32 protein-coding genes are annotated in these 24,787 nt (G+C 71.8%); 11 read left to right on the top strand and 21 right to left on the bottom strand.

Annotated features, from left to right (window positions below):
* Nucleotides 1–34: 34 nt before the first annotated feature.
* From AB0230_RS00050 to AB0230_RS00075, 6 genes are read right to left on the bottom strand one after another with little or no spacing between them, the layout of a single operon-like run.
* The gene (locus tag AB0230_RS00050; protein ID WP_315992902.1) at nt 35–751 is read right to left on the bottom strand and encodes a CoA pyrophosphatase; all 717 of its coding nucleotides are present in this window, start codon (nt 749–751) and stop codon (nt 35–37) included.
* 29 nt (nt 752–780) lie between these two features.
* Nucleotides 781–1,782: a G5 domain-containing protein gene (locus AB0230_RS00055; protein ID WP_366373244.1), complete on the bottom strand. Its 1,002-nt coding sequence runs from the start codon at nt 1,780–1,782 to the stop codon at nt 781–783.
* Nucleotides 1,783–1,829: 47 nt separating this feature from the next.
* Nucleotides 1,830–2,423 carry a hypothetical protein gene (locus tag AB0230_RS00060; RefSeq protein ID WP_366373246.1) on the bottom strand — a complete coding sequence of 198 codons (594 nt, stop codon included), beginning with the start codon at nt 2,421–2,423 and terminating at the stop codon, nt 1,830–1,832.
* Nucleotides 2,411–3,229 (bottom strand): twin-arginine translocase subunit TatC, encoded by an 819-nt coding sequence (gene tatC / locus AB0230_RS00065; RefSeq protein WP_366373248.1) that lies wholly within the window; start codon nt 3,227–3,229, stop codon nt 2,411–2,413. The genes AB0230_RS00060 and tatC overlap by 13 nt, the downstream gene beginning before the upstream one ends.
* Nucleotides 3,226–3,462, bottom strand: coding sequence for a twin-arginine translocase TatA/TatE family subunit (locus AB0230_RS00070; RefSeq protein ID WP_366373250.1), 237 nt, complete (start codon nt 3,460–3,462; stop codon nt 3,226–3,228). The genes tatC and AB0230_RS00070 overlap by 4 nt, the downstream gene beginning before the upstream one ends.
* A 17-nt stretch (nt 3,463–3,479) precedes the next feature.
* A complete protein-coding gene (locus tag AB0230_RS00075; RefSeq protein WP_315992907.1) occupies nt 3,480–4,463 on the bottom strand; it encodes a 3,4-dioxygenase subunit beta in 984 nt (327 codons plus the stop codon).
* 167 nt (nt 4,464–4,630) lie between these two features.
* Here AB0230_RS00075 and AB0230_RS00080 point away from each other — a divergent pair, with 167 nt between their 5' ends.
* Genes AB0230_RS00080 through AB0230_RS00090 form a run of 3 tightly spaced genes read left to right on the top strand, consistent with a single transcriptional unit; the run spans nt 4,631 to nt 6,584 of the window.
* Complete coding sequence (locus AB0230_RS00080) at nt 4,631–4,942, top strand: hypothetical protein (RefSeq protein WP_315992908.1); 312 nt, start codon at nt 4,631–4,633, stop codon at nt 4,940–4,942.
* Nucleotides 4,906–5,619 carry a response regulator transcription factor gene (locus AB0230_RS00085; protein ID WP_366373253.1) on the top strand — a complete coding sequence of 238 codons (714 nt, stop codon included), beginning with the start codon at nt 4,906–4,908 and terminating at the stop codon, nt 5,617–5,619. Before AB0230_RS00080 ends, AB0230_RS00085 begins: the two co-directional genes overlap by 37 nt.
* Nucleotides 5,616–6,584, top strand: coding sequence for a HAMP domain-containing sensor histidine kinase (locus AB0230_RS00090; RefSeq protein WP_366373255.1), 969 nt, complete (start codon nt 5,616–5,618; stop codon nt 6,582–6,584). The genes AB0230_RS00085 and AB0230_RS00090 overlap by 4 nt, the downstream gene beginning before the upstream one ends.
* Nucleotides 6,585–6,593: 9 nt before the next feature.
* Here the strand turns inward: AB0230_RS00090 and AB0230_RS00095 are convergent, their stop codons facing one another.
* From AB0230_RS00095 to AB0230_RS00125, 7 genes are all read right to left on the bottom strand, one after another.
* A complete protein-coding gene (locus AB0230_RS00095; protein WP_366373257.1) occupies nt 6,594–7,346 on the bottom strand; it encodes an FAD:protein FMN transferase in 753 nt (250 codons plus the stop codon).
* Between the two features lie 32 nt (nt 7,347–7,378).
* Nucleotides 7,379–7,900: an FMN-binding protein gene (locus AB0230_RS00100; RefSeq protein WP_366373258.1), complete on the bottom strand. Its 522-nt coding sequence runs from the start codon at nt 7,898–7,900 to the stop codon at nt 7,379–7,381.
* A gap of 10 nt (nt 7,901–7,910) precedes the next feature.
* A complete protein-coding gene (locus AB0230_RS00105; RefSeq protein ID WP_366373260.1) occupies nt 7,911–9,335 on the bottom strand; it encodes a ferric reductase-like transmembrane domain-containing protein in 1,425 nt (474 codons plus the stop codon).
* A 200-nt stretch (nt 9,336–9,535) separates the two neighbouring features.
* The gene (locus AB0230_RS00110; protein ID WP_366373262.1) at nt 9,536–10,195 is read right to left on the bottom strand and encodes an NAD(P)H-binding protein; all 660 of its coding nucleotides are present in this window, start codon (nt 10,193–10,195) and stop codon (nt 9,536–9,538) included.
* The gene (locus tag AB0230_RS00115) at nt 10,192–10,896 is read right to left on the bottom strand and encodes a DsbA family oxidoreductase (protein ID WP_366373264.1); all 705 of its coding nucleotides are present in this window, start codon (nt 10,894–10,896) and stop codon (nt 10,192–10,194) included. Before AB0230_RS00115 ends, AB0230_RS00110 begins: the two co-directional genes overlap by 4 nt.
* Nucleotides 10,897–11,024: 128 nt before the next feature.
* On the bottom strand, nt 11,025–11,453 hold the full coding sequence (locus tag AB0230_RS00120) for a helix-turn-helix domain-containing protein (protein ID WP_366373266.1): 429 nt from the start codon (nt 11,451–11,453) through the stop codon (nt 11,025–11,027).
* Nucleotides 11,454–11,547: 94 nt separating this feature from the next.
* Nucleotides 11,548–12,375 (bottom strand): SDR family NAD(P)-dependent oxidoreductase, encoded by an 828-nt coding sequence (locus AB0230_RS00125; RefSeq protein ID WP_366373268.1) that lies wholly within the window; start codon nt 12,373–12,375, stop codon nt 11,548–11,550.
* 191 nt (nt 12,376–12,566) lie between these two features.
* On the opposite strand from AB0230_RS00125, the gene msrB reads away from it, so the two are divergent.
* The 3 genes from msrB to AB0230_RS00140 all read left to right on the top strand — a co-directional run bounded on the left by msrB (nt 12,567) and on the right by AB0230_RS00140 (nt 15,050).
* Nucleotides 12,567–13,025 carry a peptide-methionine (R)-S-oxide reductase MsrB gene (msrB, locus tag AB0230_RS00130; RefSeq protein WP_315992918.1) on the top strand — a complete coding sequence of 153 codons (459 nt, stop codon included), beginning with the start codon at nt 12,567–12,569 and terminating at the stop codon, nt 13,023–13,025.
* Nucleotides 13,026–13,069: 44 nt separating this feature from the next.
* Nucleotides 13,070–13,624, top strand: coding sequence for a peptide-methionine (S)-S-oxide reductase MsrA (msrA, locus tag AB0230_RS00135; RefSeq protein WP_366373271.1), 555 nt, complete (start codon nt 13,070–13,072; stop codon nt 13,622–13,624).
* Between the two features lie 190 nt (nt 13,625–13,814).
* Nucleotides 13,815–15,050, top strand: a complete 1,236-nt coding sequence (locus AB0230_RS00140) for an NAD(P)/FAD-dependent oxidoreductase (RefSeq protein ID WP_366373273.1) — start codon at nt 13,815–13,817, stop codon at nt 15,048–15,050.
* A 49-nt stretch (nt 15,051–15,099) separates the two neighbouring features.
* On the opposite strand, the gene AB0230_RS00145 is transcribed toward AB0230_RS00140, so the two are convergent.
* The 3 genes from AB0230_RS00145 to AB0230_RS00155 are packed head-to-tail and all read right to left on the bottom strand — an operon-like array spanning nt 15,100 to nt 17,295.
* A complete protein-coding gene (locus tag AB0230_RS00145; RefSeq protein ID WP_366373276.1) occupies nt 15,100–15,600 on the bottom strand; it encodes a GNAT family N-acetyltransferase in 501 nt (166 codons plus the stop codon).
* Complete coding sequence (locus tag AB0230_RS00150) at nt 15,597–16,550, bottom strand: membrane dipeptidase (RefSeq protein WP_366373278.1); 954 nt, start codon at nt 16,548–16,550, stop codon at nt 15,597–15,599. Before AB0230_RS00150 ends, AB0230_RS00145 begins: the two co-directional genes overlap by 4 nt.
* Nucleotide 16,551: 1 nt before the next feature.
* Entirely contained in the window at nt 16,552–17,295 is a 744-nt protein-coding gene (locus AB0230_RS00155; RefSeq protein WP_315992923.1) for a sulfurtransferase, read from the bottom strand.
* A gap of 117 nt (nt 17,296–17,412) precedes the next feature.
* Here AB0230_RS00155 and AB0230_RS00160 point away from each other — a divergent pair, with 117 nt between their 5' ends.
* The 3 genes from AB0230_RS00160 to AB0230_RS00170 are packed head-to-tail and all read left to right on the top strand — an operon-like array spanning nt 17,413 to nt 19,645.
* On the top strand, nt 17,413–18,186 hold the full coding sequence (locus AB0230_RS00160) for a glycosyltransferase (RefSeq protein ID WP_366373280.1): 774 nt from the start codon (nt 17,413–17,415) through the stop codon (nt 18,184–18,186).
* Complete coding sequence (locus AB0230_RS00165; RefSeq protein ID WP_366373282.1) at nt 18,186–19,019, top strand: endonuclease/exonuclease/phosphatase family protein; 834 nt, start codon at nt 18,186–18,188, stop codon at nt 19,017–19,019. The genes AB0230_RS00160 and AB0230_RS00165 overlap by 1 nt, the downstream gene beginning before the upstream one ends.
* Before the next feature lie 32 nt (nt 19,020–19,051).
* The gene (locus AB0230_RS00170) at nt 19,052–19,645 is read left to right on the top strand and encodes a hypothetical protein (protein ID WP_366373284.1); all 594 of its coding nucleotides are present in this window, start codon (nt 19,052–19,054) and stop codon (nt 19,643–19,645) included.
* Nucleotides 19,646–19,742: 97 nt separating this feature from the next.
* On the opposite strand, the gene AB0230_RS00175 is transcribed toward AB0230_RS00170, so the two are convergent.
* Nucleotides 19,743–21,272: a catalase gene (locus AB0230_RS00175; protein ID WP_366373286.1), complete on the bottom strand. Its 1,530-nt coding sequence runs from the start codon at nt 21,270–21,272 to the stop codon at nt 19,743–19,745.
* A 182-nt stretch (nt 21,273–21,454) separates the two neighbouring features.
* On the opposite strand from AB0230_RS00175, the gene AB0230_RS00180 reads away from it, so the two are divergent.
* Nucleotides 21,455–21,670, top strand: coding sequence for a DUF2945 domain-containing protein (locus tag AB0230_RS00180; RefSeq protein ID WP_366373288.1), 216 nt, complete (start codon nt 21,455–21,457; stop codon nt 21,668–21,670).
* Nucleotides 21,671–21,847: 177 nt separating this feature from the next.
* Here the strand turns inward: AB0230_RS00180 and AB0230_RS00185 are convergent, their stop codons facing one another.
* Entirely contained in the window at nt 21,848–23,287 is a 1,440-nt protein-coding gene (locus tag AB0230_RS00185) for a cryptochrome/photolyase family protein (protein ID WP_366373290.1), read from the bottom strand.
* Nucleotides 23,284–23,439, bottom strand: coding sequence for a DUF2256 domain-containing protein (locus tag AB0230_RS00190; RefSeq protein WP_315992930.1), 156 nt, complete (start codon nt 23,437–23,439; stop codon nt 23,284–23,286). The genes AB0230_RS00185 and AB0230_RS00190 overlap by 4 nt, the downstream gene beginning before the upstream one ends.
* Before the next feature lie 111 nt (nt 23,440–23,550).
* Between AB0230_RS00190 and AB0230_RS00195 the strand changes: the two genes are divergently transcribed.
* Nucleotides 23,551–23,679 (top strand): hypothetical protein, encoded by a 129-nt coding sequence (locus AB0230_RS00195; protein WP_315992931.1) that lies wholly within the window; start codon nt 23,551–23,553, stop codon nt 23,677–23,679.
* 67 nt (nt 23,680–23,746) lie between these two features.
* On the opposite strand, the gene AB0230_RS00200 is transcribed toward AB0230_RS00195, so the two are convergent.
* Entirely contained in the window at nt 23,747–24,238 is a 492-nt protein-coding gene (locus AB0230_RS00200) for a pyridoxamine 5'-phosphate oxidase family protein (protein ID WP_363392363.1), read from the bottom strand.
* Between the two features lie 52 nt (nt 24,239–24,290).
* Nucleotides 24,291–24,641: a biopolymer transporter Tol gene (locus AB0230_RS00205; protein WP_363392365.1), complete on the bottom strand. Its 351-nt coding sequence runs from the start codon at nt 24,639–24,641 to the stop codon at nt 24,291–24,293.
* Between the last annotated feature and the right edge of the window lie 146 nt (nt 24,642–24,787).

Consider the following 24,787-nt stretch of genomic DNA (forward strand, 5'->3'; position numbering starts at 1 on the left):
CGCACAGCGAGGATGACGAATGCAGGGGAAAGCGCTACGACGCGGCGGGGTGGGGAGGAGGGGTGAGGCTCACGGTCGGCAGCGCGATCTCGCGCCCGGCATCCCAGGTCTCGGTCCATCCGAGACGGTCGAACAGCCCGTCCAGCAGCATCGCGGTGAACCCCCACACGATCTGCGGGCCCCCCGCGGTGTCGACGGCGAATGCGGGGCCGCGCCATTCCCGCCCGTCACGACGGATCACCGTCGAGCCCCGCCGCGCCGGGTCGAGGAGATCGGCGACGGGAGCACGGAAGACAGCCGCGGATTCCGCCCGATCGACCGCGTGCACGGGAGTCGGCCGCGCCCACCAGGCGAGCACCGGGGTCACCTCGTGCTGGGAGAACGCCAGAGGGACGGGCGCAAGCGTGCCCAGCACCTGCACGCCCGCCGGGTCGAGTCCGGTCTCCTCGCGCGCTTCGCGCAGCGCCGCGCTCACGGCATCCTCGTCGTCCGGGTCGACGCGGCCTCCGGGGAAGGCGACCTGGCCCGGGTGGGCGCGAAGGGTGCTCGCACGAGCGAGGAGGAGCACGTCCAGGTCGCTCGGCACGTGAGCGGCCCGACGTCTGCTCGGGATGCCGTCGAGCACCCCGAACAGGATGAGCACGGCGGCGGCCCGGGCCTCCCCCTCGACCGGCGACGCGCGCAGAGCCGGGGAGATGTCGCCGAGGCCACGCGCGAGGAGGTCTTCGAGCTGGGCGCGGGGCGAGGGCATGCGTCGAGGCTACCGAGCGCGACTCCCCCTCAGCCGTTACAGGCCCAGCCGTCTCCGTCGCGGTCGAGGTCGTACACGTCCGGCCCGACCACGCGAGCGACTCCGTCGAAGTACGACGGGCCGTTGCCCTTCCCGCCCGCGCAGTCGACGTCGGAGTCGATCGGCACACAGGCGTCCGCATAGCTCGGGTGGCATCCGTCGGACCCGGGCAGCTCGGCGGCGGGCGGGGGCGGGTCGTAGGTGCCGACGACGGAGACCTCGGTGACCGCCTCCCGGGTCACGGACTCCCGCAGGAGGGAGCGGGAGGTCTCGACTCCGTCCACCGTCGTCACCCGGAAGACCGACACCTTCTCGCCATCCGCACCGGCGACGTCAATGCGCGATTGCCCACGCGGCAGACCGTTGTCCTCGACCGACGTCCGGCCGAAAGGGATCGCGGATGCCACCGCCACCTCGGAGACGCGCGTCACCGGAGTCGGTGTCGGCTTCGGAGTCGGAGTCGGCTTCGCAGTCGCTCGGGGGGTTGCGGAGGCCTGCGCCGGAGGGACGGAGGACGTCGGCTCGGCGATCGGTGCCGAGGACGAGCGCGGTTCATCGACCGGCTGAAGAAGCGGGGCGGGTTCCGCGACAGTGACCGTCATCGGGGCGGACGTCAGGGCGACGACTGCCAGACCTCCCGTCCCCGCGACGACGAAGGCCGCCACGACGATGGCGGCGACCGCCGCTCCTGTCGAGCCGAAGCGCAGCCACGTCCGAGACCGGGTAGCGATCGCGACCACCCCGGTCACGACGACCGCCAGGGCCGCGACTCCCAGGAGCGGCCACAGCGCGAGGAGGACGGGGAAGGCCAGAACGACGACCAGGACCCAGACCCAGGTCGGGACGCGGCGCTTCCTCGGCGCGGCGGCGAGGGGCGACGTCTGCTGCCGCCCTCCCTCGCCGACCTGGTCCGTCCAGACGACGCCATCCCACCAGCGCCATCGCCGCTGGTCGGTAGGGTCCGGATACCAGCCGGGCTGCGGTTCGCTCATCGTCTCTCCCCCGCCGGCCCGCGCATCGTCGCGCGACCGGTCCGGGCTCAGTAGAGCAGAGCGGGGGGCCGCGGTCCAGTGTCCATCGCGTCCGCGCCCGTCGAGCCTGTCGGCGGCGTCAACGGGACGGTCGGCACGCCGCCGTTCGCACTCGTGTCCGGGTCCTCGAGGGGCGCGTCCACGGGAACGACGATCCACCGAGGGTGCGCCGAGGTCCCCCCGCGGATACGGCGCATCCCGTGGGCGGGCGCTTCGGGCGCGGGAGTCGGCGCGGCGCCGTCGGAGGCGGCACCGACCTCCCCCGGCGAGGTGTTCGTCGGAGGGAGTACCGTCGCCTGCTCCTCGATCTTCCTCCTCGTCGACGCCGTGGCATTCATCCCTTCGACCGACGGCGCCGCGAGCGCCTCGGCGACGATGCGGCGGGGGTCGTACCGACGCGGATCCAGGGCGCGCCACTGCGGGGCGTCGACGGGGACGCCGATCTCCTCGGCCGCGCGCACCCGGGCGGCATCCACCGTTCGACGCAGGTCCCCCACCAGGGCCGCCGCGCGGCCGACGACGACGGGGAGGCGCTGCGGGCCCAGGACGACCGCGGCGATGAGGCCCACGAGCAGGAGCTTCTCGAACGTCAGACCGAACACGTCGGTTCCTCTTGCATCGTGGAGGCCGTCCCGCGGGCGAGCCTCCGGTCGTGCAGGGCGGCGATGAGCAGCGCGGTCGCGTACAGCGCGGACATCGGGACGGCGACGAGGAACATCGACAGCACGTCGGCGGATGGCGTGGCCATCGCGCTGAACAGCACGATCGCGACCAGGGCGTACCGCCAGCTGCGGGCCAGGGTGACGGCGGACAGGAGGCCGGCGAGGTTCAGCACCACCAGCACGACGGGCAGCACGAAGGCGACGCCGGTGGCGACCATGATCTTCAGGACGAAGTCGACGTAGGCGCCGGCGTCGAGGATCGTGGAGTCCTCGCTCGCGGCGAATCCCGTGAGCACCGACACCATGTGCGGGAACAGCAGCACCCCCGTGGCGCACCCGGCGGCGAACAGCGGCACCGCGGCTCCGACCGATCCGAGCACGTAGCGCCGCTCGCGACGGGTGAGCCCCGGCAGCACGAACGCGAACACCTGGTACAGCCAGACGGGGCTGGCGAGCACGACGCCCGTCACCAGCGCGGACCGCAGGCGCAGGTCGAACGCCCCCGTGACGCTGTCGAAGTTGAGGCTCGCGTCACGCTCGGCGGCGATCTGCGCGATCGGGGCACGGAGCAGCTCCATCAGGGGCTCGTAGAGGAACCAGCCGACGAGGGCCCCGATCGCGACGGCGAGCGCCGCCCGCATCGCGCGGCGGGTGGCCTCGTCGAGGTGGGCGGCGACGGGCATGGGGGCCGACCGCGGCGCCTCGGGTCGAGGCGCCGCAGCGGTGGGGGCGGCGACGGTGGTCATGTCGTGCTCGGCGGGGAGCTGACGGGCACGGCCGTGGTCAGCGGGATACGGTCGTCGGTCCGGTCGGCCGGGACGGCACCGGTGTCGGCCCCGGAGTCGCCGACCTCGGTCTTGAGGATGCGCACGGACTGCCCGAGGCTGCGGGCGAGGGCCGGCAGCCTCGCAGCGCCGAAGATGAGCACGATGACGGCGAGCACGATGAGGGCGTGCCAGCCGGTGAGGTTCTGCAGCATGGGAGGGTCCTTCCTGGTCAGCGGCCGCCGGGCATGGCGCCCGCGGTCGGGGTGGTGGTGGTGTCGACGCGGACGCCGAGCGAGACGGTCCAGCCGGTCGCGTTGTCGCCCGAGGTCGTGGCGAGCTCGAGCACTCCCCCGTCGTCGCCGAAGACGTTGTCGCTGTCGAGCGAGACGCGGGAGAGGTTGGACGCCGAGGACGGGTACGTGGCGGTGTCGGCGTAGACCGTCTCGCAGGTGGCCTGCGGCAGGGCGACCTGCGAGGTGGCGATGGCGTTGGATGAATCGGTGATGGCATCCACGTTCGGATACACCTCGAAGTGGATGTGGGGCCAGCGACCGTCGTAGCAGCCGGGGAAGATCGAGGTGAAGGAGACGACGCCGTCGTCACCGACCACCTGCACCCCGCGGAGATAGGTCTCGTTCTCGATGCCGGAGGAGTACATCGAGTAGTTCCCCTCGGTGTCGCAGTGCCAGACGTACACGGCGGCTCCGGCGAAGGGCACATCGCCGCCCGCGGTGTCGAAGATCGTGAGGTTCAGCGTCATGGGGACGCCCGTGGCCGTGGCTCCGCCGTCGAGGCTGGAGCGCAGATCGCTGCGCACGATCCCGGACTGCTCGAGCACATCGACGCCGTTCGAGCCGTCGCCGGGGTAGGGCCCGGCGGTCTCGTCGGGGATCTCTCCCGCGGGCAGAGCCGCAGCGGTCGTCGTCGCGGATGCGGAGGGCGTGGGGGTCGCCGAGGGGGTCGTGGTCGCCGTCGGCGTCGCCGTGGGCGTCGCGGTCGTCGCCGTGGACCCGGTCGCCGCCGGCGTGCACGCGGCGAGGGTCGCCGCCCCCGCGCCCAGCACGACCAGCCCCAGGATGCCGCGCCGGGAGACGAGCGTGCGGATGTCGAACGGCGCTCCCTGGTCGACGACGGGCTCATCGGCCCGGTCGAGCAACCGCCCCTCGTAGGTCGGGCCCTCGGGGGTCATCTGGGTCTCGGGGATCCTGCTCACGGTCGCCTCCCGGCTCTCGGTGGGTGTGTCGTCGGATCGAGGATGCGCGGGGCACCCTGCGCGGGCCCTGCGCATTCCTATGAGCCTGCTTTGCGTCGATCGACGCCTTCGATCCACCGGCCCGCCGCCCGCGACGGCGTGTCAGGATGAAGGTCGGGAGGACCGTGATGACGCCGCAGCTGCACGCCGTGACCCTCGTCGTGAACATGCCGATCACCAAGATCGACGCCCTCGACGCCATCGCCTTCGCGGCGGACGGGAACGTCGAGGATGCCGGTACCGCACGGCCGCGCGTGTGGCTCGCCCCGCACGCGTGGGCCGAGGTCGAGATCCCCAAGTTCGCCGACCCGCCGCCGTTCGCGATCGACGTCTACTCCGACACCTCGGGCGCGATCGCGTGGGCGCAGGCACGCCGACTGCACGCGGCGCTCGAGCGCTTCGGATGGACCGTGCACCCGCCCGTGGCCGGGGCGCGGTGACCACGGCTGCTCCCGCGCCGCGCGCGCGGCTGCTCTTCGTCGAGGACGACGCCGAGATCGCGGCCATGACGCTCGAGGTGCTGCGCGAGGTCTACGACGTCACCCATGAGAGCGACGGGCTCGCCGGCCGCGAGCGCGCGCTGCGCGACCGTTTCGACGTCGTCGTGCTCGACCGGCGCCTTCCCGGCTGCGACGGGGCCGAGATCGTGCGCTCCCTGCGCGCCGCGCACATCACGACGCCGGTGCTCATGCTGACGGCCCTGGGCGCGGTGTCCGACCGGGTGGACGGCCTGGATGCCGGCGCGAACGACTACCTGCTCAAGCCCTTCGACTTCGACGAACTGCTCGCACGGCTCCGCGCACTCCTTCGCGCCTTCCGGGCGGAGGGACGTCGGCGCGAGGTGTCCGACTGGACCTACCTCCCCGACACCCGCGTCGCCTACGGCCCGAGCGGGGCGCGCGTGGCCCTGACGGCGACCGAGAACGCCGTCCTCGACCTGCTCAGCCGCAGCCCCGATCACGTCTTCTCGCGCGAGGAGATCGCGGGCGCCGTGTTCCGTTCGCCCGATGCGGTGACCTCCGTTGACACCTACGTCCATTACGTGCGCCGCAAGACCGCCACGGAGGTCATCGAGACGGTGCGCGGACGCGGCTACCGCGCGGGGGCCGCTCGGTGAGCGCCGAGGACGACCGTCGGGTCGTCCGACGTGCCGCCCTGCGCGTCGGGGCGCTCGTGGCGGGGGCCTCCGCCGTCGCGATCGCGGGGGGCGTCGGCATCCTGGTCTGGGTGCTCGTGTCGGGCGCGCGCGAGGAGGGGGGTGGGCACCGCCCGGGGTTCGGGCCCCCCGGCGGCGACCGCTTCGTCGTCGATCTCGACGACGTGCTGCCGTGGGTCATCGGGCTCGGACTGGTGGGGGTCGTGGTGCTCGGGCTCGTGGGCTGGGCCGCCGCGCGCTGGTCGGTGGGTCCGCTCGACGACGCGCTCCGCCGCCAGCGCGCCTTCGTGTCGGACGCGAGTCACGAGTTGCGCACCCCGCTCACGGCGTTGACCAGTCGTATCCAGATCGTCCAGCGGCGCCTGCAGCGCGCCGAACCCGCCGACGAGCCGGTCGCGCAGCTGCGTCGTGACGCGCAGGTGCTCGACGACGTGCTCACCGACATGCTGCTCACCGCCGAAGGGGCGGCCCAGACCGGCACCTCCTCGACCGCGGACAGCGTGCGCGCGGCCGTCGCCGGCCTCGACGCGCTCGCCGACGACGCGGGGGTAAATGTGCGCACCGGCGCCCTCGCCGATGTCGTCGTCGCCGTCCCCGCGGTCACGGTGGTGCGCATGTGCACCGCGCTGCTCGACAACGCCGTCGGTCACACGCCCGCCGCCGGGACGGTGACGGTCACGGCCCGCGACGAGGGGGACGACGTCGTGATCCGGGTGGCCGACGAGGGGCACGGGATCGCGGATGCCGACCTCCCCCGCATCTTCGAACGCTTCGCGCGCGGCGCCGAGTCGGGCCGGCGTCGCGGCTTCGGTCTCGGGCTCTCGCTGGCGCGCGAGGCCGCGACGCGCGCCGGCGGACGGATCGAGGTGGAAAGCACGTCACCGGCGGGCACGGTGTTCGCGCTGCGTCTGCCGCGCGCCCGCTGAGAAGCGCGGTCAGCCCGCCACGGCGGAGCGGAACGCCGTCACCTCGACGCCGCCCGCGAAGCGTCTGACGTCACCGTGCTCCCACACCACCCCGGATGCCACGGGTGCCGCCGGCATCCATGCGAAGTCGTCGACGCCGGCGATCGCCGCGACCGTCGCCCACGCGTCGGCGGTGGCGAGGTCGTCCGCCAGCACCGTCGCGCTGACCGGGCCCGCGCGGCGCTCGCCGGTGCGCGGATCGACGAGGTGGGCTCCGCGCTCGGCGGTGCCTGAGGTCGCGACGGCCCCGTCGACGATCTCGACCGTCGCGAGCAGGACGCCCGCGTGCACGGGGTGGGCGATTCCGACCGTCCACGCGTGCTCGCTCCCCGGGGCCGTGCGCAGACGCATGTCTCCCCCGACGTTGAGGCCGACCGCTTCGACGACCCCGTCCGCGAGCAGTTCGTCGAACGCCGCGGCCGCGGCATCCACCGACCACCCCTTCACATACCCGGTCGGATCGAACCAGCCCTGCCAGTGCGCGTCGAAACGACCGCCCGACGCGAGGCGCAGATCGCGGCATCGCTCCGCGACCTCGGCGACCCGCGCATCGAGCTCGCCGAGTTCGAGGCCCTCGTCGCGCAGGCGCGAGACGTCGGAGTCCACGCGGTAGGTCGAGAACACGCGCTCGTCGTCGCGCAGGCGGGCGAGGGCCGCGGCGAACGCCGTCTCGACGGCGACGGTGCGGGTGCCCTTGACCGTCAGCGAGGCGACGGTCCCCATCACCGGCTCGGTCACCGTGAACGCCGGCGCCGTCACGATCGGGCCTGGTCGAGGGCGGACTGCAGCGAGGTGCGGTACCCGGTGCTCGTATACGTGGCACCGGAGACCATGTCGACCTGCGCGCTCTGCGCCTGGATCGTCTCCTGCATCAAGGTGGGCAGCGCGCGCGAGTTGATCTGCTGGTCGCGTCCGTTCGACGAGGGGTACTCGGGCACCTGCACGTCGGTGATCGAGCCGCCCGACACCGTGATCTGCACCTGCACCGGTCCGTACCGGGTGGTCGCGGACGAGCCGGCGTACGTGCCGTCGCGGAGTCCGCGGGAGGTGGTCTGGCCGGCCGCGCCGGACGACGAGGACCCGGATGCCGAGGAGCTCGACGACGACGACGACGACGCGGACGGGGTCGGCGCGGGGGCGGCCGCCGTCGTTCCCGTGGACACGGGAGCGACGTCCGACAGCGCGCCGGCGGAATCCGGGGCGACCGAGGTGCGGTAGCTGAAGAGCAGCACGAGGCCCGTCACCGTGGCCATGACGGCGTAGACGATTCGTTTCATCGGGTCCTCCTCAGACGGTGAAGGCTTCGAGATGGATCTGAGCCGACGGGACGCCGGCACGGCGGAGGTCGGTGCGCACGGCGTCCATCCAGGGACGGGGGCCGCAGAGATAGACGTCGGTGTCGGCGGGACGAGGAGCCACGTACCGCACGAGATCGGCACCCGCCCACGAAGCGTGCGACTGCGGGAGCCACGGCGAGGCGGTGGCCGCGCGCGGGCCGGGCAGCGCCGCGTGCCGCAGGCCCCGCTCCCGCTCGAGGCGCTGGATCGCGTCGACGCGGAGCGCGTCGCCCGCGGTGTGGTCGCGCACGAGCAGCGTCGCCTCGCCGGGGGCCCAGCGGGCCTCCTGGAGCAGGGCGACGAGCGGGGCGACGCCCGCCCCGGCGCCGATCATCAGCAGCTCGCGCCCGCGCCGCTCGTCGGTCGTGAGCGTGCCGTAGGGCCCCTCGATCAGCACGCGCGTGCCGGGACGCAGGGCGGCGAGCCGGTGCGTGCCGTCGCCCACCAGGCGGGCGGAGATCACGAGCTCGCGGCCGTCGGGGGCCGCGGCGAGTGAGAAGGGGTGCCCGCGCGTCCAGCCGGATCCGTCGAGGAAGCGCCAGACGAAGAACTGCCCGCCCCGGGCGTTCAACGCCCCGAGCCGGCGGCCCGTCAGGCGCACCGACACCCCGCGGTCGCCGTCACGTTCGACGGCGCTCACCCGGATGCCGTGACCGAGCGACCGGGTCAACGGCATCCCGAGCCGGAACACGATCACCGCGGCGGCCGTGAGAGCCCACATCGTCCACCAGTACACGGTCGCGGCGGGGTCGGCGGTGAAGTCGGCGCCCGTCCACAGCATGTGCGGGATCGCGAGGCCGACCCCGAGATAGCCGTAGAGGTGCAGCAGATGCCACGACTCGTACCGCAGACGACGGCGGGCCCTGCGCACCGAGGTGACCACAACGAGCAGCAGCAGGCCGGTGCCCGCGGTCGCCAGCAGCATGCCCGGGTAGTCCCACACGAACTCCCACGCCTGCACCAGCGGGTTGAGCCCCGCCGAGACCGCGTACCCGAGGATCTGCAGGGCGATGTGCGCGATGAAAAGAGCGAACGACCAGAAGCCGACGATCCGGTGCATGCGGGTGATCCCGTCACGACCGAAGCCGCGCTCGAACAGCGGCACGCGCGCCATGAGCAGCACCTGGTAGAAGAGGAGGTTGGCGGATGCCAGGCCCGCTGCCCGGCCGAGGGCGTTGAGGGTGTCGCCTCCCCCCGCGAGCAGCGCCTGGACCTCGCCGCCGGAGACCCACACCGCCACCACGATCAGGCTCGTCGCCCACACGACCGTGACGGCTGCGAGGTTCCAGGCGGCCCGGTTGCTCGTGCGCGGCCGCACCGCGCGGCGCGCGGGCACGGCTGCGGGCGGGGCGGTGAGGACGGGTGCTGCGGTCATGCGCTCAGCGTGCCCGCGCGCTCCCCAGACGGCTCCAAGAAAGCGGGCGGGTGGGCGGATGCATAGGGATTACGTAGGTTCAGCGTCGGTACCCGGCGCCAGGCGCGGCGGGCTCTGTCGTGAGAGGAGCGCGCGGGAGGCTCCCACCCGAGGCGCGACGGGGACGGCCGGGCGGAGAAGCAGCGCCGAGGAGAGCAGGATCAGCGGTCGTTCCAGATCAGCGGCGCCTGTCGGAGCCAGGTGTCGTCTTCGAGGGAGTCGAGGAGGAAGCGGGCGACGTCGGCGCGGCTGATGCTGAACCCCGGCTTCTCCGTGCCCACGAGCGCGGCGCGCGCGGCTCCGCGGGAGGGCGCGTCGGAGAGGGCGACTGAGCGGGCCATCACCCATTCCGCGTCGGACGCGCGGACCACCGCATCGACGCCATGGTGATCGGTGTACCCGTGGCGGATTCCGGAGGTCTTGATGAGCCCCTTCATCAGGGGGTTCAACGCGGGCCAGGAGTCGCCGGCGCCTTGCGTGGAGGCGACGGCGATCCGGCGGATGCCGTTCTCCGTCATGACCGTGAGGGTGTCGCGGGTCGCGTCGGTCATGAACGCGGGCGGGCTGACGGGTGTGGCCCAGGGGTTGTCGCTGGCCCGCGAGTTGTTCAACGCGCTGACCACCGCGTCGGCGCCTTCCGCGGCGCGGCGGATGTCGTCGATGCGAGCGGGCGTTCCGGCGACGAGCTCGACGCCATCGGGTGCCACCAGGGCGTCGGGGTTGCGAACGAGCGCGTTAACGCGATGACCGCGTTCGACTGCCTGGGACAGGACATGGACGCCGGTGCGTCCGCTGCCGCCGAGAACGAGGAGGGTGGTCATGGGCGTTCCGTTTCCGTCGGCGGCGTCGGTTCTGAAGGGGCGGAGGCGATGGTCTGGGCGAGCGCCTGCGCGTAGCCATTCACGGACTGGGCCCCGGACGCGGCCAGTCGACGGTCGAAGACCGCGAACGGCACACCCTGCACGCCCAGACGCCGGCCCTCCTCGATGTCTTCCCGGACCGCATCGGCGTACTCGTCTCCGGCGAGCACCTCGCGGACCCGGTCTGCGGAGAGGCCCACCTCGGCGCCGGCCGCCGAGAGAGAATCCGCGGCGAACGGGTTGAGGTCGCCCGCGAAGAACCGGTCCTGCACGAGTGAGAAGAACTCGAGACCGACGCCCTGGTCCTTCGCGAACTGGAAGACGCGGTGGAAGTCGGAGGTGTTCGCGTTCAATCGGTCGACCGAGAACGGCAGTCCCTCGCTCTGTGCGAGAGCCTGGATGCGCCGCTCCGCCTGGACGACGATCTGGGCGTCGCCGCCGTGCGAGCGAATGAAGGCGCTCTCGATCGTCTCGGGGGTCGTCGGGGCACCCGGGTTCAGCTCGAAGGAGCGCAGACGCAACTCGAATCGGTCTCCGTCGGTGCGCCCGGCGATCGCCTCCTGGAGCCGGTGCTTGCCGACGTAGCACCAGGGGCACCCCAGGTCGCTCCAGACCTCGATCACGACGGGTCGGGACGTCTCAGACGGGTTGTCATCAGTCATGTCGCTTACCTCACTTGTAGTGCGTAGCAACATCATCCGACTGTGGAAGATCGTTCACAAAAGGCACTTCCGCGTGCCCGACGAAGGCGCAGGTGCGCGTGCGAAACCGGCGTGGCCCCGCCGCCGCCTCAGCCGACGGAGGCTGACGTCTCGGCGCGAGAACCGGCTCGGCCCACACCGATCCGCTCGTGCAGGGCTCTGTTCGCCGCCACCGTCGCGTGGTTCTCCACCGCCCACTGCGAGAGTTGCAGGACGGCTTGCTGCAAAGACCTGCCCAGAGGGGTCACCCGATACTCGACCCTCGGCGGGACTTCCGCGTACGCCCGTCGCTCCACGAGCCCGTCGCGCTCGAGCGCCTTCAGGGTGACCGTCAGCATGCGCTGCGAGACGCCCGGGATGCTCGCCATCAGGTCGGAGTAGCGCAGCGTCCGTTCACCGAGGGTGCTGAGCACCAGGACGGTCCACTTGTCGCCGATGCGATCCAGTACTTCCCTGATGAAGGCGCTGTCCTCGGGCCACATGGCGCAGGGACCCACCACTTTCCTCTCCGTGGCCATCTCCCGCCTCCTCGACCGACTCACCGTAGCAAGCGGGTGCCCACGCAGGCTTCCGCTTCCCGATCACCCCGGCACTCTGGCCCGGGTTCTCGCGTCAGCCGGCGAGGTCCGCGAGCGCCGCGCTGCGCTCCCACAGCTGCTTCGCGACGGCGGGGTCGTCGGCGAGCTTGTTGGTCTTCGCGGGCTTGTTGTTCGCGTAGAAGCCGCCCGGCTCCCAATCGACGCCGGGCTTGCCGAGTGCGAGCCAGGTCAATCGCGCCCCGCCCACCGACGTCGAGGTCATCAGGCGCTGCGCCAACGGGCCACCGTACAGGAACTTCCACGGGCCATTGCTGGAGGCCCCGAAGTTCGACGCGATCACCCCGGGGTGGAAGGCCACCGCCGACAGGCCCTGGTCGCCGAACCGGCGGTTCAGCTCCTTGGTGAACAGGACGTTCGCGAGCTTGGCGTTGCCGTAGGCGTTCGTGGAGGAGTAGCGGCGAGCGCCCTGCAGGTCGTCGATGTCGAAGCGCGGGAAGAGCTTCGCCGCGGCGCTGGAGGTCTGGATCACCGAGGCGTCGGAGTCGATGAGGCGCTCGAGCAGCAGGTTCGTCAGCAGGAACGGCGCGAGGTGGTTCACCTGGAACGTCGTCTCGTATCCGTCCGTGGTGAGCGTGCGCTCGCCGAACACGCCCCCGGCGTTGTTGGCGAGCACGTCGATGCGCGGGTACCGCTGGAGGAGGGATGCCGCGAGCTCGCGCACCTGGGCCAGATCGCTGAAGTCGGCCACGAACGAGTCCACGCCGAGCGTCCGCGCGACGCGCGCGGTCTTGTCGGGATTGCGCCCCACCACCACGACCTCCTCGCCGAGCTGCGCGAGCTGCTTCGCGGAGGCGGCGCCGATGCCGTCGCTCGCGCCGGTGATGACGATGGTGCGGGTCATGGGTGCCTCCTGGGTCGTGATGCAGCCACGCTAACGGCGGCCTCGACGTCGACGGCGGGGCTTGCCCCGGGCATCCGGAGTCGTCACAGAACTCACAGGCCGCTCCCAGCCCGGCGGGACCAAATCCGGCACGGTCGACGTTCTCTTCTGTGACGGCCGACACCGGTCGCCATGACGAAGGGACACGAACCGTGAGCACGGAGTACCGGAAGACGTCGGAGGCGCTGAGCCGCCTCACCGACCGCCAGTTCGCCGTCACGCAGGACGACGCGACCGAACCGCCGTTCCGCAACGAGTACTGGGACAACCACGAGGACGGCATCTACGTCGACGTCGTGTCGGGGCAGCCCCTGTTCTCCTCGACCGACAAGTTCGAGAGCGGCTCGGGCTGGCCGAGCTTCACCAAGCCCATCGACGACGTCGCCGTCGTGGAGAAGACCGATCGGACGCTGTGGATGACGCGCACCGAGGTGCGCTCGGCCGGGGCGGACAGCCACCTCGGACACGTCTTCGACGACGGCCCGCGCCAGGCCGGCGGCCTGAGATACTGCATGAACTCGGCCGCTCTGCGCTTCGTCCCCGTCGCGGAGCTCGAGGCGCAGGGCTACGGCGCCTACCTCCCCCTGTTCCGCGAGAGCCGGGCCTCATGAACCTCTTCGCCCTCTTCACCCGTGACCGCAAAAGGAGCACCAGCATGACCAGCGGACCTTCCGACACCGGCGAGATCACCCGCCGCCCCGGCACCGAGACCGCCGTCCTCGCGGGCGGCTGCTTCTGGGGCGTCGAAGACCTCATCCGTCGCCAGCCGGGCGTTCTCGACACGCGCGTCGGCTACACCGGCGGGCAGAACGACCACGCGACCTATCGCAACCACCCCGGCCACGCCGAGGCGGTCGAGATCGTCTTCGACCCCGCGAAGACCACGTACCGCGACATCCTGGCGTTCTTCTTCCAGATCCACGACCCGTCGACCCTGAACCGCCAGGGCAACGACGTCGGCACGAGCTACCGCTCGGCGATCTTCCCGCTCTCGTCCGAGCAGGAGAAGGTCGCGCGCGACACGATCGCCGATGTCGACGCATCGGGGATCTGGCCGGCGAAGGTCGTCACCACGATCGAGCCGGAGGCGCCCTTCTGGGAGGCCGAGCCCGAGCACCAGGACTACCTGATCCGCATCCCGAACGGCTACACGTGCCACTTCGTGCGCCCCGGCTGGGTGCTGCCCAAGCGTGAGGAAGCCTCCGCGTAACGAATCGAGAGGGCCCGGATGCCACGGCATCCGGGCCCTTTCGCGTCCCCCGCGATGGCCTGCAGGCCGTCGAGCGTCCCGGACGCGCCGGACGCCCTCGCGCGATGCGGCGTGTTCCGGACACTCGAGGATCCGACGCCGCGCGCGCAAGCCCGACGGCCGGGACGACGGCGCTTCGTAGGCTCTCGGCATGAGCGAGTACGACGTCATCGTGGTCGGTGCGGGCCTCGCGGGGCTGCGCGCGGCGACCCGCCTCGCGGAGGCCGGACGCGACGTCGTCGTCCTCGAGGCCGGGGACGCCGTGGGAGGGCGGGAGCGCACCGACGTCGTCGACGGATTCCGCCTCGATCTCGGCTTCCATGTGCTGAACCCGGCCTATCCCGCGATCCGGCGTTGGGTCGACGTCGACGCGCTGGCGCTGCGGCGTTTCCCCGTGGCGGTCGGCGTGCGACTCGACGACCGGGTGGCGCGGATCGCGCACCCGCTGCGGCATCCGTCGTCGCTGCCCGAGACGCTGGCGAGCGGACTCGTGCGGCCGACGGATGTCCTCCCCCTGGCTCGGTGGGCGGGTCCGACCGTCCTGACCGCCCGGGCGGCGAAGACCGGCGACGACCGCGCTCTCGCCGAGGCGTGGGACCGGGCGGGCCTGCGCGGACCCCTGCGGGAGGCCGTGCTCGAACCCTTCCTGGCCGGCGTGCTCGCCGACGACCGACAGGAGACCTCCGACGCGTTCGTCCGCCTGCTCATCCGCAGCTTCGCGCTCGGGCGCCCGGGCGTTCCCGCCGCGGGCATCGGCGCTCTCCCCGCGCAGCTCGCCGACGCCGCCCGGCGAGCGGGAGCCGGCATCCGCCTGTCGCACCGCGTGGTCTCGACCCGGCGGCGAGCGCACGGCTGGCATGTGGGCATCGAGGGTCAGGATGCCGTGACCGCCCGCGCCGTGATCCTCGCCACCGGTCTCGACCCGGCCTTGGACGTGTCGCTCGCCGCGCCGCGGGGCCTGCAGACGTGGTGGTTCGCCGCCGACGAGGCACCGACGGACGACGGCGCGCTCCGGGTCGACGGCCGTCGTCGCGGCCCGGTGGTGAACACCGCGGTGATGACGAACACCGCCCCGACCTACGCGCCGCGGGGGCAGCACCTCATCCAGGCGACGTGCGTGTTGCCCTCAGACGCGTCGGAGAGCGGCATCCGTCGCCAGCTCGCCGAGATCTGGGATGCCGACACCCGCCCCTGGCGCCTGCTGCGTCGCGACGACATCGCCCGAGCCCTCCCCGTGCAGGATCCACCTCTGCGACGGCGTCGTCCCGTGCGGCTCGGCGACGGCCGTTACGTCGCCGGGGATCACCGCGACACGGCGTCGATCCAGGGCGCGCTCGTGTCGGGTCAGCGGGCCGCGGAGGCGGTACGGGCCGACCTCGGGCGGTGAACCGGCGTGGCCCCGGTCAGCCGGGGCGCGGTTCGACGTGGACGCTGCGTCATCCCCGCTGAGCCAGCGTCTGCAGCGCTTCGCCGGTCACCCGGCGCGTCGTCCACTCCTCCAGCGCCTCGGCTCCGAGGGCACGGTAGAAGCCGATGGCCGGCTCGTTCCAGTCCAGCACCGTCCATTCCAGGCGCGAATACCCGCGCCGCACGCACTCCTCGGCGAGCGCCGAGAGCAGAGCGACCCCGTAGCCGTGCGAGCGGTACTGCTCGTGCACGTAGAGGTCCTCGAGCCAGATGCCGTGCGTGCCCGTCCACGTGGAGTAGGTGAGGAACCAGATCGCGATCGCGCGAATATCGTCGTCGGGGCCGGCCACCACGAACGCGAACGCGCGCGGCTCGTCGCCGAACAGCGTCGCGGTGATCATCGCCGCGGTGTTCTCGACGGCATCCGGCTCCTTCTCGTAGTCGGCGAGGGCCTGGATGCAGGCGAGGATGCCGTCCTCGTCACCGGGTCGGGCACGGCGCAGCACGGCGTCGTCGGGGAATGCGGTCATGCGTGAGCCTCCCAGCTCTCGAGGGCGACGCGGCGGAAGTTCCCGCCGAGCACCGCGGCGATGTCGGCGTCGGCCCAGCCCCGCGCCGCGAGGGCGCCGCCGAGCTGAACGAAGGTCTCCGGCGGCATCCATTCAACCGGTCCCCACGCGGTGTAGCTGGCGTCGTAGAGCTCGGGGCTCGTCGCCAGCACGTCGCGGAAGGTCTCCCAGTCGAAGGAGAAGTCCGTGCTCACGCCCACGTGCGCGATGCCGACGACTCCGACGGCGTGCTCGATGTGGCGCACCATCGCCTCGAGCGTCGGGGTGTTGGGCCCGAGGAAGATGCCGACACCGGTCACGCCCACCACTCCCCCGGTGTCGGCGACGGCGCGGGCCTGATCGTCGGTGATGTTGCGCGGGTGATCCCACACGGCGCGCAGGTTGGAGTGGCTGAAGACGACCGGTCGGGTCGACACCGCGCACATCTGGAAGGTGGTGCGCGCCCCCACGTGCGAGCCGTCGGGCACCATGCCGCGAGCGTTCATCTCGGCGACGAGATCGCGACCCCACGCGGTGAGGCCGTCGTCGACCGCGTCGAGGCACCCGCCGCCGGCGGCGTTGGCGTGGTTGTAGACCGGCCCGAGGGTGCGCACACCCAGGGCCGTGAGAGCGGCCACCGCGCCGAGGTCTCCGCCGAGGGGGGCGACGTCTTCGAGGTCGAACACCACCGCGGTGTCCCCGGCGGCGGCGATGCGGTCGACGTCCTCGACGGATGCCGCCAGCGCGAGCCCCTCGATCGCCTCGACCTGCGCACGGAAGGAGTGAAGGACGGATGCCGCGACCTCGGGGCCGTGCGGGGCGAAGCCGACGTTCAGCGACACCAGGCCGCCCCCGCCGCCGCGATAGCGGTGCAGCTCGGTCAGGTCGGCGGTCTCGACGAGCTCGGCGCACGCGTGCTGGTCCCAGATCACGTCAGGCCCCCACCCGCGCGGCGAGCGCGGGGTCGAGCGCCTCGCGCTCGTCGAACACGAAGCAGTCGCCGCTCCAGTGCGCCGCGCCCTGCGCGTCGAACCACCCGAGGATGCCGCCGTCGAGCTGGTACGCCTCGACGCCCTCGTCCCGCAGGTACAGCGCCGCCTTCTCGCAGCGGATGCCGCCGGTGCAGAAGCTCACGACCGTCTTGCCGACGAGCTCATCGCGGTGCGCGCTCGCGGCAGCCGGGAACTGGGTGAACCGGTCGATGCGCCAGTCCAGCGCCCCGGCGAAGGTGCCGTAGTCGACCTCGAAAGCGTTGCGCGTGTCGACGAGCACCACCTCGCGACCGTCGTCGTCGCTGCCACGGTCGAGCCACCGGCGCAGGGTCTCCGGGCTCACGGCGGGTGCCCGGCCGTCCTGCGGACGCACCTCGGGGCGATCCATGCGGATGATCTCGCGCTTCACCTTCACCCGCAGTGCGCCGAAGGGCACGGCGTCCGACCAGCTCTCCTTCGTCTGCAGGGCCGCGAAACGCGCATCGGTCCGGAGATCGTCGACGAAACCGCGCACCTCGTCGGCGGACCCCGCCAGGAAGAGGTTGATCCCCTCCTCGGCCAGCAGGATCGTCCCGCGCAGCCCCCGCGCCCCGGCCTGCTCGCGCAGTGCGTCCCGGAGGGCTGCCGGGTCGTCGAGCGGCGTGAACAGGTACGCCGACACGTTCAGGGTGGATGCGGATGCCATGACCTCCACCCTACGAAAGCCCGCACGTGCGCGTGTCATCGTGCGACGCCGGCGTCAAGCCGGGAAACGCCCCGCGTCGATCGCCTAGCGTGGGAGGACTCGTCCCCGGGAGGAAGCGTGCCCCTTGGCCCCGTGCCGTCGACCGTGACCGTCTCCGTGGTCATCCCCGTCCGCGACGATTCCGCGCACCTCCGGCGGTGCCTGGGAGCGCTCGCCGCGCAGACCCTCGCCCCCGACGAGATCGTCGTCGTCGACAACGACTCCCGCGACGACAGCGCCGCCGTCGCGCGCGGCGCGGGGGCGCGCGTGGTCTTCTGCGGCGAGCGCGGCATCCCTGCCGCTGCGGCCGCGGGCTACGACGCCGCGCGGGGCGACCTCATCCTCCGGCTCGACGCCGACAGCATCCCCGCGGCGACCTGGGTGGCGAGCATGGTCGAGGCGCTGAAGGACACGGACGTGGATGCCGTCACCGGCGGTGCCGTGTTCCATGACGGCCCGGCGGCCGGGCGCGTGGCGATGGCCCGGGCCTTCCTCGGCACCTACACCGCCTTCGCCGTCCCCGCCCTCGGTCACACGCCCCTCTGGGGGTCGAACATGGCGTTCCGGCGGCGGGCGTGGGAGGACGTGCGTGCCGAGGTGCACCTCGACCCCGAGCTGCACGACGACCTCGACCTGGCCTACCACCTCGGCGAGCGGCACCGCATCCGCCACGTCCCGGGGCACCACATGCGCGTGTCGTCGCGGACCGTCGAGCCGGGGCGGTTCGCGCGGTGCTTCCGCCGCGGCGCGGGCACGGTGTTCGCGCACTGGCCGCGGGACTTCCCGGTCGCCCGGTGGGTGCGTGTGGCCCGCCGGCGTGCCGTGCGTCCCCTCCCCGAGGGGGCGCGCTGATGGCCGGCATCCTGTTCCCCGACGTCGAGGCTCCCGACCTGCACGTGATGAGCTTCAACATCCGCCGACGCTTCGACCGCATCACCTGGCCGCCCGCCGACCGCTGGCCGATGCGCAAGCAACGGTTGCGCACATTCCTCGGCGCGAACCGTCCGCACCTCCTCGGCTCGCAGGAGGCGATGCCCGACCAGGCGCAGTGGGTGCAGGACTCCCTGGGCTCGAGCTACGGGCGCCTCGGTCTCGGGCGCGGCAAGGACCGCGGCGGCGAGGGCACTCCCCTGTTCTACGACCGCGACCGCATCGGGGTGGAGGACTGGCGCCAGGTCGCCCTCTCCGACACCCCCGAGGTGCCCGGATCGACCGGGTGGGGCAACACGATCCCGCGTATCGCCGTGATCGCGCACCTGCGCGACCTCGCCACCGGCGCGGGCTTCACCTTCGTCAACACGCACTTCGACGCCTTCTCGCGGCGCGCGCGGCGGCGGTCGGCCACCTGGCTGCACGATCTGGTCGCCGCCGAGGCGGGACCGCTGCTGTTCACCGCCGACGTGAACGCGCACGTGCGCTCGGGCGAGCTCGCCGGTATGTTCGCCGACGCACTGCTCGTCGACACCTGGTCGTACGCCCCCGCGCGGCGATCAGCCGAGTGGGGCACGTTCAACAACTACGCGACCCCGCGGGTCGGCGCTCGGCGCATCGACGCGCTGCTGGCCACCCCCGAGATCGGGGTGCGCGCCGTGGGCATCGACCCCCGCCCCGCCGGGACGCAGTGGCCGAGCGACCACCTCCCCGTGCAGGCCGTGGTGCGCATCCCCGTCGGGAGCCCACGGTGACCGCTCACCGCACGCCGTCCGAAAAGCAGCGGATGCCGTTGCTCTCGGCGATGTACGCCAACCTCAAGCGCCCGCCGCGCAGCGTCACCGACTGGCTCGCCGACGCGGTGCGCGCGGCGGCGATCGTGATCGTGATCGTCTCGCTGTTCGCCCTGCCGTTCACGGACTTCGCCGTGCTGTCGATGTCACTGCCGGCGGTGATGCTCTCGCGCATGATCGGCCTGCGCTCCGGACTCGACCTCGTCACGTGCGTCACCGTGTTCATCGCGGCCGGCAGCAACGTCATCGACCTGTACCGCGCGTGGACGGGGTGGGATCTGATCGTCCACGCCGTATGCACGGGAGTGTTGGCCGCCGTCGCGCTCGTGCTCCTCGACGACGCTCGGGTGATCGAGCCGACCGGCCGACGCCGAACGCCGATCCTCGTCGCCACGACGGCGGGGCTCGCGCTCAGCGCCGTGTGGGAGATGGTCGAGTGGTTCGGCTACCGCTTCATCACCGACGCCATCTTCGTCACCTACGACGACACCATCGGCGACATGATCGCGGGGGGCGCGGGAGCGCTGATCGCCGGGGTGCTGGCCTCCCGCTGGCGCCTCACGCGCACGGATCGCGCCGCTCTCTGACGCCCCGCCCCGGCGGGACCGCACGGACGCCAACGCGCCGGCCCCCGAGGGGACCGGCGCGTTCGCCGTCGACGGTGCCGACTCAGATGGTGCCGACTCAGATGGTGCCGGCGACGTCCGTTCCCACGAGGTCGCCGTCGGGGTTCGGTTCGCTCAGCTGCTCGCCGGGAGCGGTCGAGTCCTCGAGCGGCGGGAGGCCCGCCTCGACGCGCGATCCGGTCTCGGCATCCACGTTCTTCCAGTACTGCACGGCACGATCGCGGACGTCCTTCCGGGTCACTCCCCCGACGTGCCCGACGATCGTCTCGACGAGACGGTCGCGCTCCTCGGCCGACATGACCTCGCGCACGAGGGCACCCGCCTGACCCCAGTCGTCGTCCTCGGGGTGCAGCGTCGCCGCCGACCGCACGAGTTCGCCGTCGCTGTGCCAGCCGCCGTCACCGGCGCGTCGCGGGTCGGCCGCGGGTCCGCCCACCGAGTTCGGTGCGTAGACGGGCACCTCGGGCGGGTTGTACTCGTAGCGCATCGCGCCCTCCTTCGAGTACGAGTGCACCTCGGTGTGCGGACGGTTCACCGGCAACTGCTGGTAGTTGGTGCCGACGCGGTAGCGGTGCGCGTCGGCGTAGCTGAAGATGCGCGCCTGCAGCATCTTGTCGGGGCTGCCGTCGATGCCGGGCACGAAGTTCGACGGCTCGAAGGCCGCCTGCTCGATCTCGGCGAAGTAGTTGCCCGGGTTGCGGTTCAGCTCCATCGTGCCGACCTCGATCTCGGGGTAGTCGCTGTGCGGCCACACCTTGGTCAGGTCGAACGGGTTGAAGCGGTAGGTCTTGGCATCCTCGTAAGGCATGATCTGCACCTTCAGCGTCCACGTGGGGAACTCGCCCCGCTCGATCGCCGCGTACAGGTCGCGGATGTGGAAGTCGGCGTCCTGGCCCGCGATCTGATCCGCCTCGTCTTGCGTGAGCGTCTTGTGGCCGAGGTCGGTGTGGAAGTGGTACTTGACCCAGAACCGTTCGCCGTCGGCATTGATCCACTGGTAGGTGTGCGAGCCGTAGCCGTTCATGTGCCGCCAGGACGCCGGGATGCCGCGGTCGCCCATGAGCCACGTGACCTGGTGGGCGCTCTCGGGTGAGAGCGTCCAGAAATCCCATTGCATGGTGTTATCGCGCAGGTGGCTGCCGGGGAGGCGCTTCTGCGACCGGATGAAGTCGGGGAACTTGATGCCGTCCTTGACGAAGAAGACGGGGGTGTTGTTGCCGACGAGGTCGTAATTGCCCTCGGTCGTGTAGAACTTCAGCGAGAACCCGCGGGGGTCGCGCCACGTGTCGGGGCTGCCCTGCTCGCCGGCGACCGACGAGAAGCGCGCCAGCATCTCGGTCTCGTTGCCGGGCTGGAACAACGCGGCCCGGGTGTAGGCCGAGACGTCGCCGGTCGTGCGGAAGGTGCCGAACGCTCCGCCGCCCTTCGCGTGCACGACGCGCTCGGGGACGCGCTCGCGATTGAACTGCGCGAGCTTCTCGATCAGGTAGTGGTCGGTCAGCGCGATCGAGCCGTCGGCTCCGACGCTCTGCGAATGCTCGTCACTGGCGACGGGTGCGCCGCCGTTCGTGGTGGTCGGCTCGGTCATGGCTCTCCTCACGTCGTGGGCCGCGAAACGAAAGGCCCACGCCGACGCTACGCACCCCCTCCGACATCGAGGGGGTGTTGCGCTTCGCGCGCGAAGCACCTACTGTCCGGGGGCTGTCAATCCCCCGCGGACGTCCCCGCGGCCTCGAAACCATGGCCCCACACGAACCGAAGGGACATGACATGTCGAAGGATCTGTCGAAGGGCGATCGCGTCAGCTGGGACACCCCGCAGGGCAAGACGCAGGGCGAGGTCGTGGAGAAGAGGACGAAGGACTTCCAGCACGACGGCCAGAAGTTCACGGCGTCCGAGGACGACCCGGCCTACGTCGTGAAGTCGGAGAAGTCGGGCTCGACCGCGGCGCACAAGGGCTCGTCGCTGAACAAGCTCAAGAGCTGACCGCGCGGTCGCGACGGCGGGCTCAGCGACCACCCCGGTCCTGAGCCCGCCGAAGGACCCGGGCCGCCGCAGAGGCCCCTGAGCCTGTCGAGGGGACCGGGCCCACACGGCACCCGGTGACGTCGACAGGCTCAGCCAGCCCCGCTCCGCGAGACCGTCGAGGACCGGCACCCGTCGCTACTCCTTCGCGTCGCGCCGCTTCCTCATCTGCGCCAGCGCGAGCCCCAGCCGGTGGTTGCCGGCCAGCACGTCCTCGTGCCGCTCGAGGAACTCCCAGTACGCCTCGGTGAACGCCGAGTCCTTGGCATCCTGCGCCGACGCCCACCACGAGCCCATCTTCTGCAGATACGCCCCGCCCGAGACGTAGGGCTTGGTGGCGACGAACCCGCCGTCGGCGAACTGGCTCATGCCCATGACGTTGGGCACCATCACCCAGTCGTACGCGTCGACGAACAGCGCGAGGAACCACGCGTTCACCTGCCGCGGCGCGTAGCCCTGCAGGAGGAACCAGTTGCCGAGCACCATCAGCCGCTCGATGTGGTGCGCGTACCCCCACCGGTGCACGCGCTCCAGCACCGTGCGCACCGGGATCGGCAGGTCCTTCGGCATCCGCTCCCCCGAATACCAGTACTTCTGGATCCGCTGCTCGAGGTGCAGCGCGTTCACGTGCTCAAGCTTCGGGTGTGCCCGGTACATGCCGCGCATGTACTCGCGCCATCCGATCACCTGGCGGACGAACCCCTCGACGGATGCCAGCGGGGCGTCCGTGCGGGTGGCTGCGGCGACCACCTCCTCGACGGTCAGAAGCCCGATGTTCAGCATCGGCGAGATGATCGCGTGGAAGAGGAACGGCTCGTCGGCCTTCATCGCGTCCTCGTAGCGGCCGAAGTCGTGCAAGCGCTCCGCGACGAAGACGTCGAGCCAGTCGCGGGAGTCCTCGGGGGTCACCGGGAGCCAGAACTCCTCCGCCGCGCCCGGGTGCTCGGGGAACAGCTCATCGACCTCCGCGATCACCCCGCGCGTGATCTCGTCGTGCGCGAGCTGCGGCAGGGGCGGGATCTCGACGCCCTTCTTCGGCAGGGCCTTACGGTTCTCGGCATCGAAGTTCCAGCGACGCCCCGCGGGCTTGCCGCCGTCCATCAGGATGCCGGTGCGCCGGCGCTGCCAGTGGTAGAAGTCCTCCATGAGCGGCGTGGGGTGTTCCGCGAACCAGCCGTCCACGTCCTCCTCGGGCGTGAGGAAGAGCCCGTCCGAGAGCACGTCCGTGTCGACGTCGTGGTCGGCGCAGATCCGCGCGATGCGCTCGTCGACGGGACGGTTCGGGTCGCTCATCCAGGTCAACCGCGACACGTGGTGCTTCTTCAGCAGGCGTTCGAGGCCCGCCTTGAACGTCAGGTCGTCGTCGAGGGTGATGCGCCGCACGGTCCGGCCCTCGGCCTCCAGCCGCGCCGCCGTGTGCCGCATGGCCGACACCAGCAGCACGATCTTGTGCCGGTGGTACGGCAGCTTCGCGAACCGCGGTGCCGACTCGATGAAGAAGAATTCCTCGACCTCGTCGTCGACGTACGCGGGGTGCTCGGCGAACTGCTGGGTGGCCAGGATCAGCGCGGCCTTCATGCGCTGCGCCTCTGAGCTGCGGCCTTCGACCGGCATCCGCGCGAGCAGTACAGCACCTGGTCCCACTGATCGCGTCCGCTCCAGCGCTTGCGGTCGCTGAACGGGCGGCCGCAATACGCGCAGGGCTTGGAGCGCACTTCGGGTCGTGACATGCCGTCATCGTCGCAAAGCGCCGGGGCCCGACTCGGGGGCTTGCGCTCTCACGACGAACCGTTGCGCGCAAGGCCCGTGCGCCTGGATCGGACGAGTGGTCGGGTGCCGTCATGGACACCTTCGCCGAACGCACCCCCGACACCGCCGACGAGCCCGACGAGCTCGAGACCGCCGACGCACCGTCGGTTCCCACGACCGACGACGACGACACCCCCGTCGACAACCCCTCCGGCGGCTGAGGCCGCCTCTCCCCGCACCCGCGGGTCGGGGCGGTGCCGGTGGATCGGCACCGCCCCGGTCGGGTCGTCAGTCGGTCAGGTCGAACGTCTCGTTCTCGCCGCCGCGCGGGCGATCACCCGTCACCTTCGACGTCACGAGCGCGATCGCCGTCGCGATGCGTCCACCCGCGCTGCCCCAGTACTCCCCCGTCAAGGTCGAGACCTTCAGCAGCGTCACGCCCGGCGCCTCGGGGCCGTCCGGGAACCACGCCTCGACGCTCGTCGACCACAGCTCCTTGAGCTTGGCGAGGTCGTCGACGACCTCGGCCTCCCCCGCGAGCGACAGCCACGTGCCGTCGGTGCTGAACGACAACCCCACCTTCGGGTCCCGACGCACGTGCTCGACGGCGGAGGCGTGCGTCCCGACGATGAACCAGAGATCTCCGTCGGACTCGGTCTCCTGCACGGTGAGGGGGTGAGCGTGCAGGTCGCCGTTCTCGGCCCGCGTGGTGACCATGGCGAAGCGGAACTTCTTCAGCAGTTCGTTGAGCTTCTCCAGCTCGGAAACAGTGGATGACATGACTCTCCCTCGATCGTGGAGGTCCCAGCCCAGCGGTTAGATCCTCGACGCGCTACGTGTTGACGGCGGGCGCACCGTCTGCTCTCGGAGGGGCGAGGCGGTCGAGCTCGGCCAGCGCCTCGCGCGCCCGCGACAGCCGCGCCGCGACCTCGTCGTCCCACCACTTCGGCCCTCGTTCGCCCAACCCGGCCTTGGCCAGCCCCACGCGAGACCGGGCGTCGGCCGTGGCGTCGTCATCCCCGTCGCGTTTCGCCACGCGCACCGCCGCACGCGCCCTCCCCAGGTGGGAGCGCAGGGCCGTGGCGAGATCCTCCGGAAGCGACGGGTCCGTCCGACGCCACCGCCTGCCGTCGATGACCAGCCAGCGCTCGTCGTCGGACGCGGCCGGATCGGTGGATGCCATGCGCCCAGTCCAGCGCACCGCGCCGGCCGTCGAAAGTTCCCGGGCGGCGTTCGGGCATCCGTGCTAGCCTGGAGGTATTCGTTCTGGGACTTGCTTCATCGACGCCCGCCTCATCGCTGAGATGCCGGGCGCACGGCGCCGAGCCG

The sequence above is a fragment of the Microbacterium sp. NPDC089190 genome (assembly GCF_040701795.1).
GTDB lineage: Bacteria > Actinomycetota > Actinomycetes > Actinomycetales > Microbacteriaceae > Microbacterium > Microbacterium galbum.

Bases quoted from the DNA above. Each gene is read 5' to 3' on its own strand.
- AB0230_RS00050 (WP_315992902.1), bottom strand. From the start codon at position 751: ATGCCCTCGCCCCGCGCCCAGCTCGAAGACCTCCTCGCGCGTGGCCTC.
- AB0230_RS00055 (WP_366373244.1), bottom strand. From the start codon at position 1,782: ATGAGCGAACCGCAGCCCGGCTGGTATCCGGACCCTACCGACCAGCGG.
- tatC (WP_366373248.1), bottom strand. From the start codon at position 3,229: ATGACCACCGTCGCCGCCCCCACCGCTGCGGCGCCTCGACCCGAGGCG.
- AB0230_RS00070 (WP_366373250.1), bottom strand. From the start codon at position 3,462: ATGCTGCAGAACCTCACCGGCTGGCACGCCCTCATCGTGCTCGCCGTC.
- AB0230_RS00080 (WP_315992908.1), top strand. From the start codon at position 4,631: ATGACGCCGCAGCTGCACGCCGTGACCCTCGTCGTGAACATGCCGATC.
- AB0230_RS00085 (WP_366373253.1), top strand. From the start codon at position 4,906: ATGGACCGTGCACCCGCCCGTGGCCGGGGCGCGGTGACCACGGCTGCT.
- AB0230_RS00095 (WP_366373257.1), bottom strand. From the start codon at position 7,346: ATGGGGACCGTCGCCTCGCTGACGGTCAAGGGCACCCGCACCGTCGCC.
- AB0230_RS00100 (WP_366373258.1), bottom strand. From the start codon at position 7,900: ATGAAACGAATCGTCTACGCCGTCATGGCCACGGTGACGGGCCTCGTG.
- AB0230_RS00105 (WP_366373260.1), bottom strand. From the start codon at position 9,335: ATGACCGCAGCACCCGTCCTCACCGCCCCGCCCGCAGCCGTGCCCGCG.
- AB0230_RS00110 (WP_366373262.1), bottom strand. From the start codon at position 10,195: ATGACCACCCTCCTCGTTCTCGGCGGCAGCGGACGCACCGGCGTCCAT.
- AB0230_RS00115 (WP_366373264.1), bottom strand. From the start codon at position 10,896: ATGACTGATGACAACCCGTCTGAGACGTCCCGACCCGTCGTGATCGAG.
- AB0230_RS00120 (WP_366373266.1), bottom strand. From the start codon at position 11,453: ATGGCCACGGAGAGGAAAGTGGTGGGTCCCTGCGCCATGTGGCCCGAG.
- AB0230_RS00125 (WP_366373268.1), bottom strand. From the start codon at position 12,375: ATGACCCGCACCATCGTCATCACCGGCGCGAGCGACGGCATCGGCGCC.
- msrA (WP_366373271.1), top strand. From the start codon at position 13,070: ATGACCAGCGGACCTTCCGACACCGGCGAGATCACCCGCCGCCCCGGC.
- AB0230_RS00140 (WP_366373273.1), top strand. From the start codon at position 13,815: ATGAGCGAGTACGACGTCATCGTGGTCGGTGCGGGCCTCGCGGGGCTG.
- AB0230_RS00145 (WP_366373276.1), bottom strand. From the start codon at position 15,600: ATGACCGCATTCCCCGACGACGCCGTGCTGCGCCGTGCCCGACCCGGT.
- AB0230_RS00155 (WP_315992923.1), bottom strand. From the start codon at position 17,295: ATGGCATCCGCATCCACCCTGAACGTGTCGGCGTACCTGTTCACGCCG.
- AB0230_RS00165 (WP_366373282.1), top strand. From the start codon at position 18,186: ATGGCCGGCATCCTGTTCCCCGACGTCGAGGCTCCCGACCTGCACGTG.
- AB0230_RS00170 (WP_366373284.1), top strand. From the start codon at position 19,052: ATGCCGTTGCTCTCGGCGATGTACGCCAACCTCAAGCGCCCGCCGCGC.
- AB0230_RS00175 (WP_366373286.1), bottom strand. From the start codon at position 21,272: ATGACCGAGCCGACCACCACGAACGGCGGCGCACCCGTCGCCAGTGAC.
- AB0230_RS00180 (WP_366373288.1), top strand. From the start codon at position 21,455: ATGTCGAAGGATCTGTCGAAGGGCGATCGCGTCAGCTGGGACACCCCG.
- AB0230_RS00185 (WP_366373290.1), bottom strand. From the start codon at position 23,287: ATGAAGGCCGCGCTGATCCTGGCCACCCAGCAGTTCGCCGAGCACCCC.
- AB0230_RS00190 (WP_315992930.1), bottom strand. From the start codon at position 23,439: ATGTCACGACCCGAAGTGCGCTCCAAGCCCTGCGCGTATTGCGGCCGC.
- AB0230_RS00195 (WP_315992931.1), top strand. From the start codon at position 23,551: ATGGACACCTTCGCCGAACGCACCCCCGACACCGCCGACGAGCCCGAC.
- AB0230_RS00200 (WP_363392363.1), bottom strand. From the start codon at position 24,238: ATGTCATCCACTGTTTCCGAGCTGGAGAAGCTCAACGAACTGCTGAAG.
- AB0230_RS00205 (WP_363392365.1), bottom strand. From the start codon at position 24,641: ATGGCATCCACCGATCCGGCCGCGTCCGACGACGAGCGCTGGCTGGTC.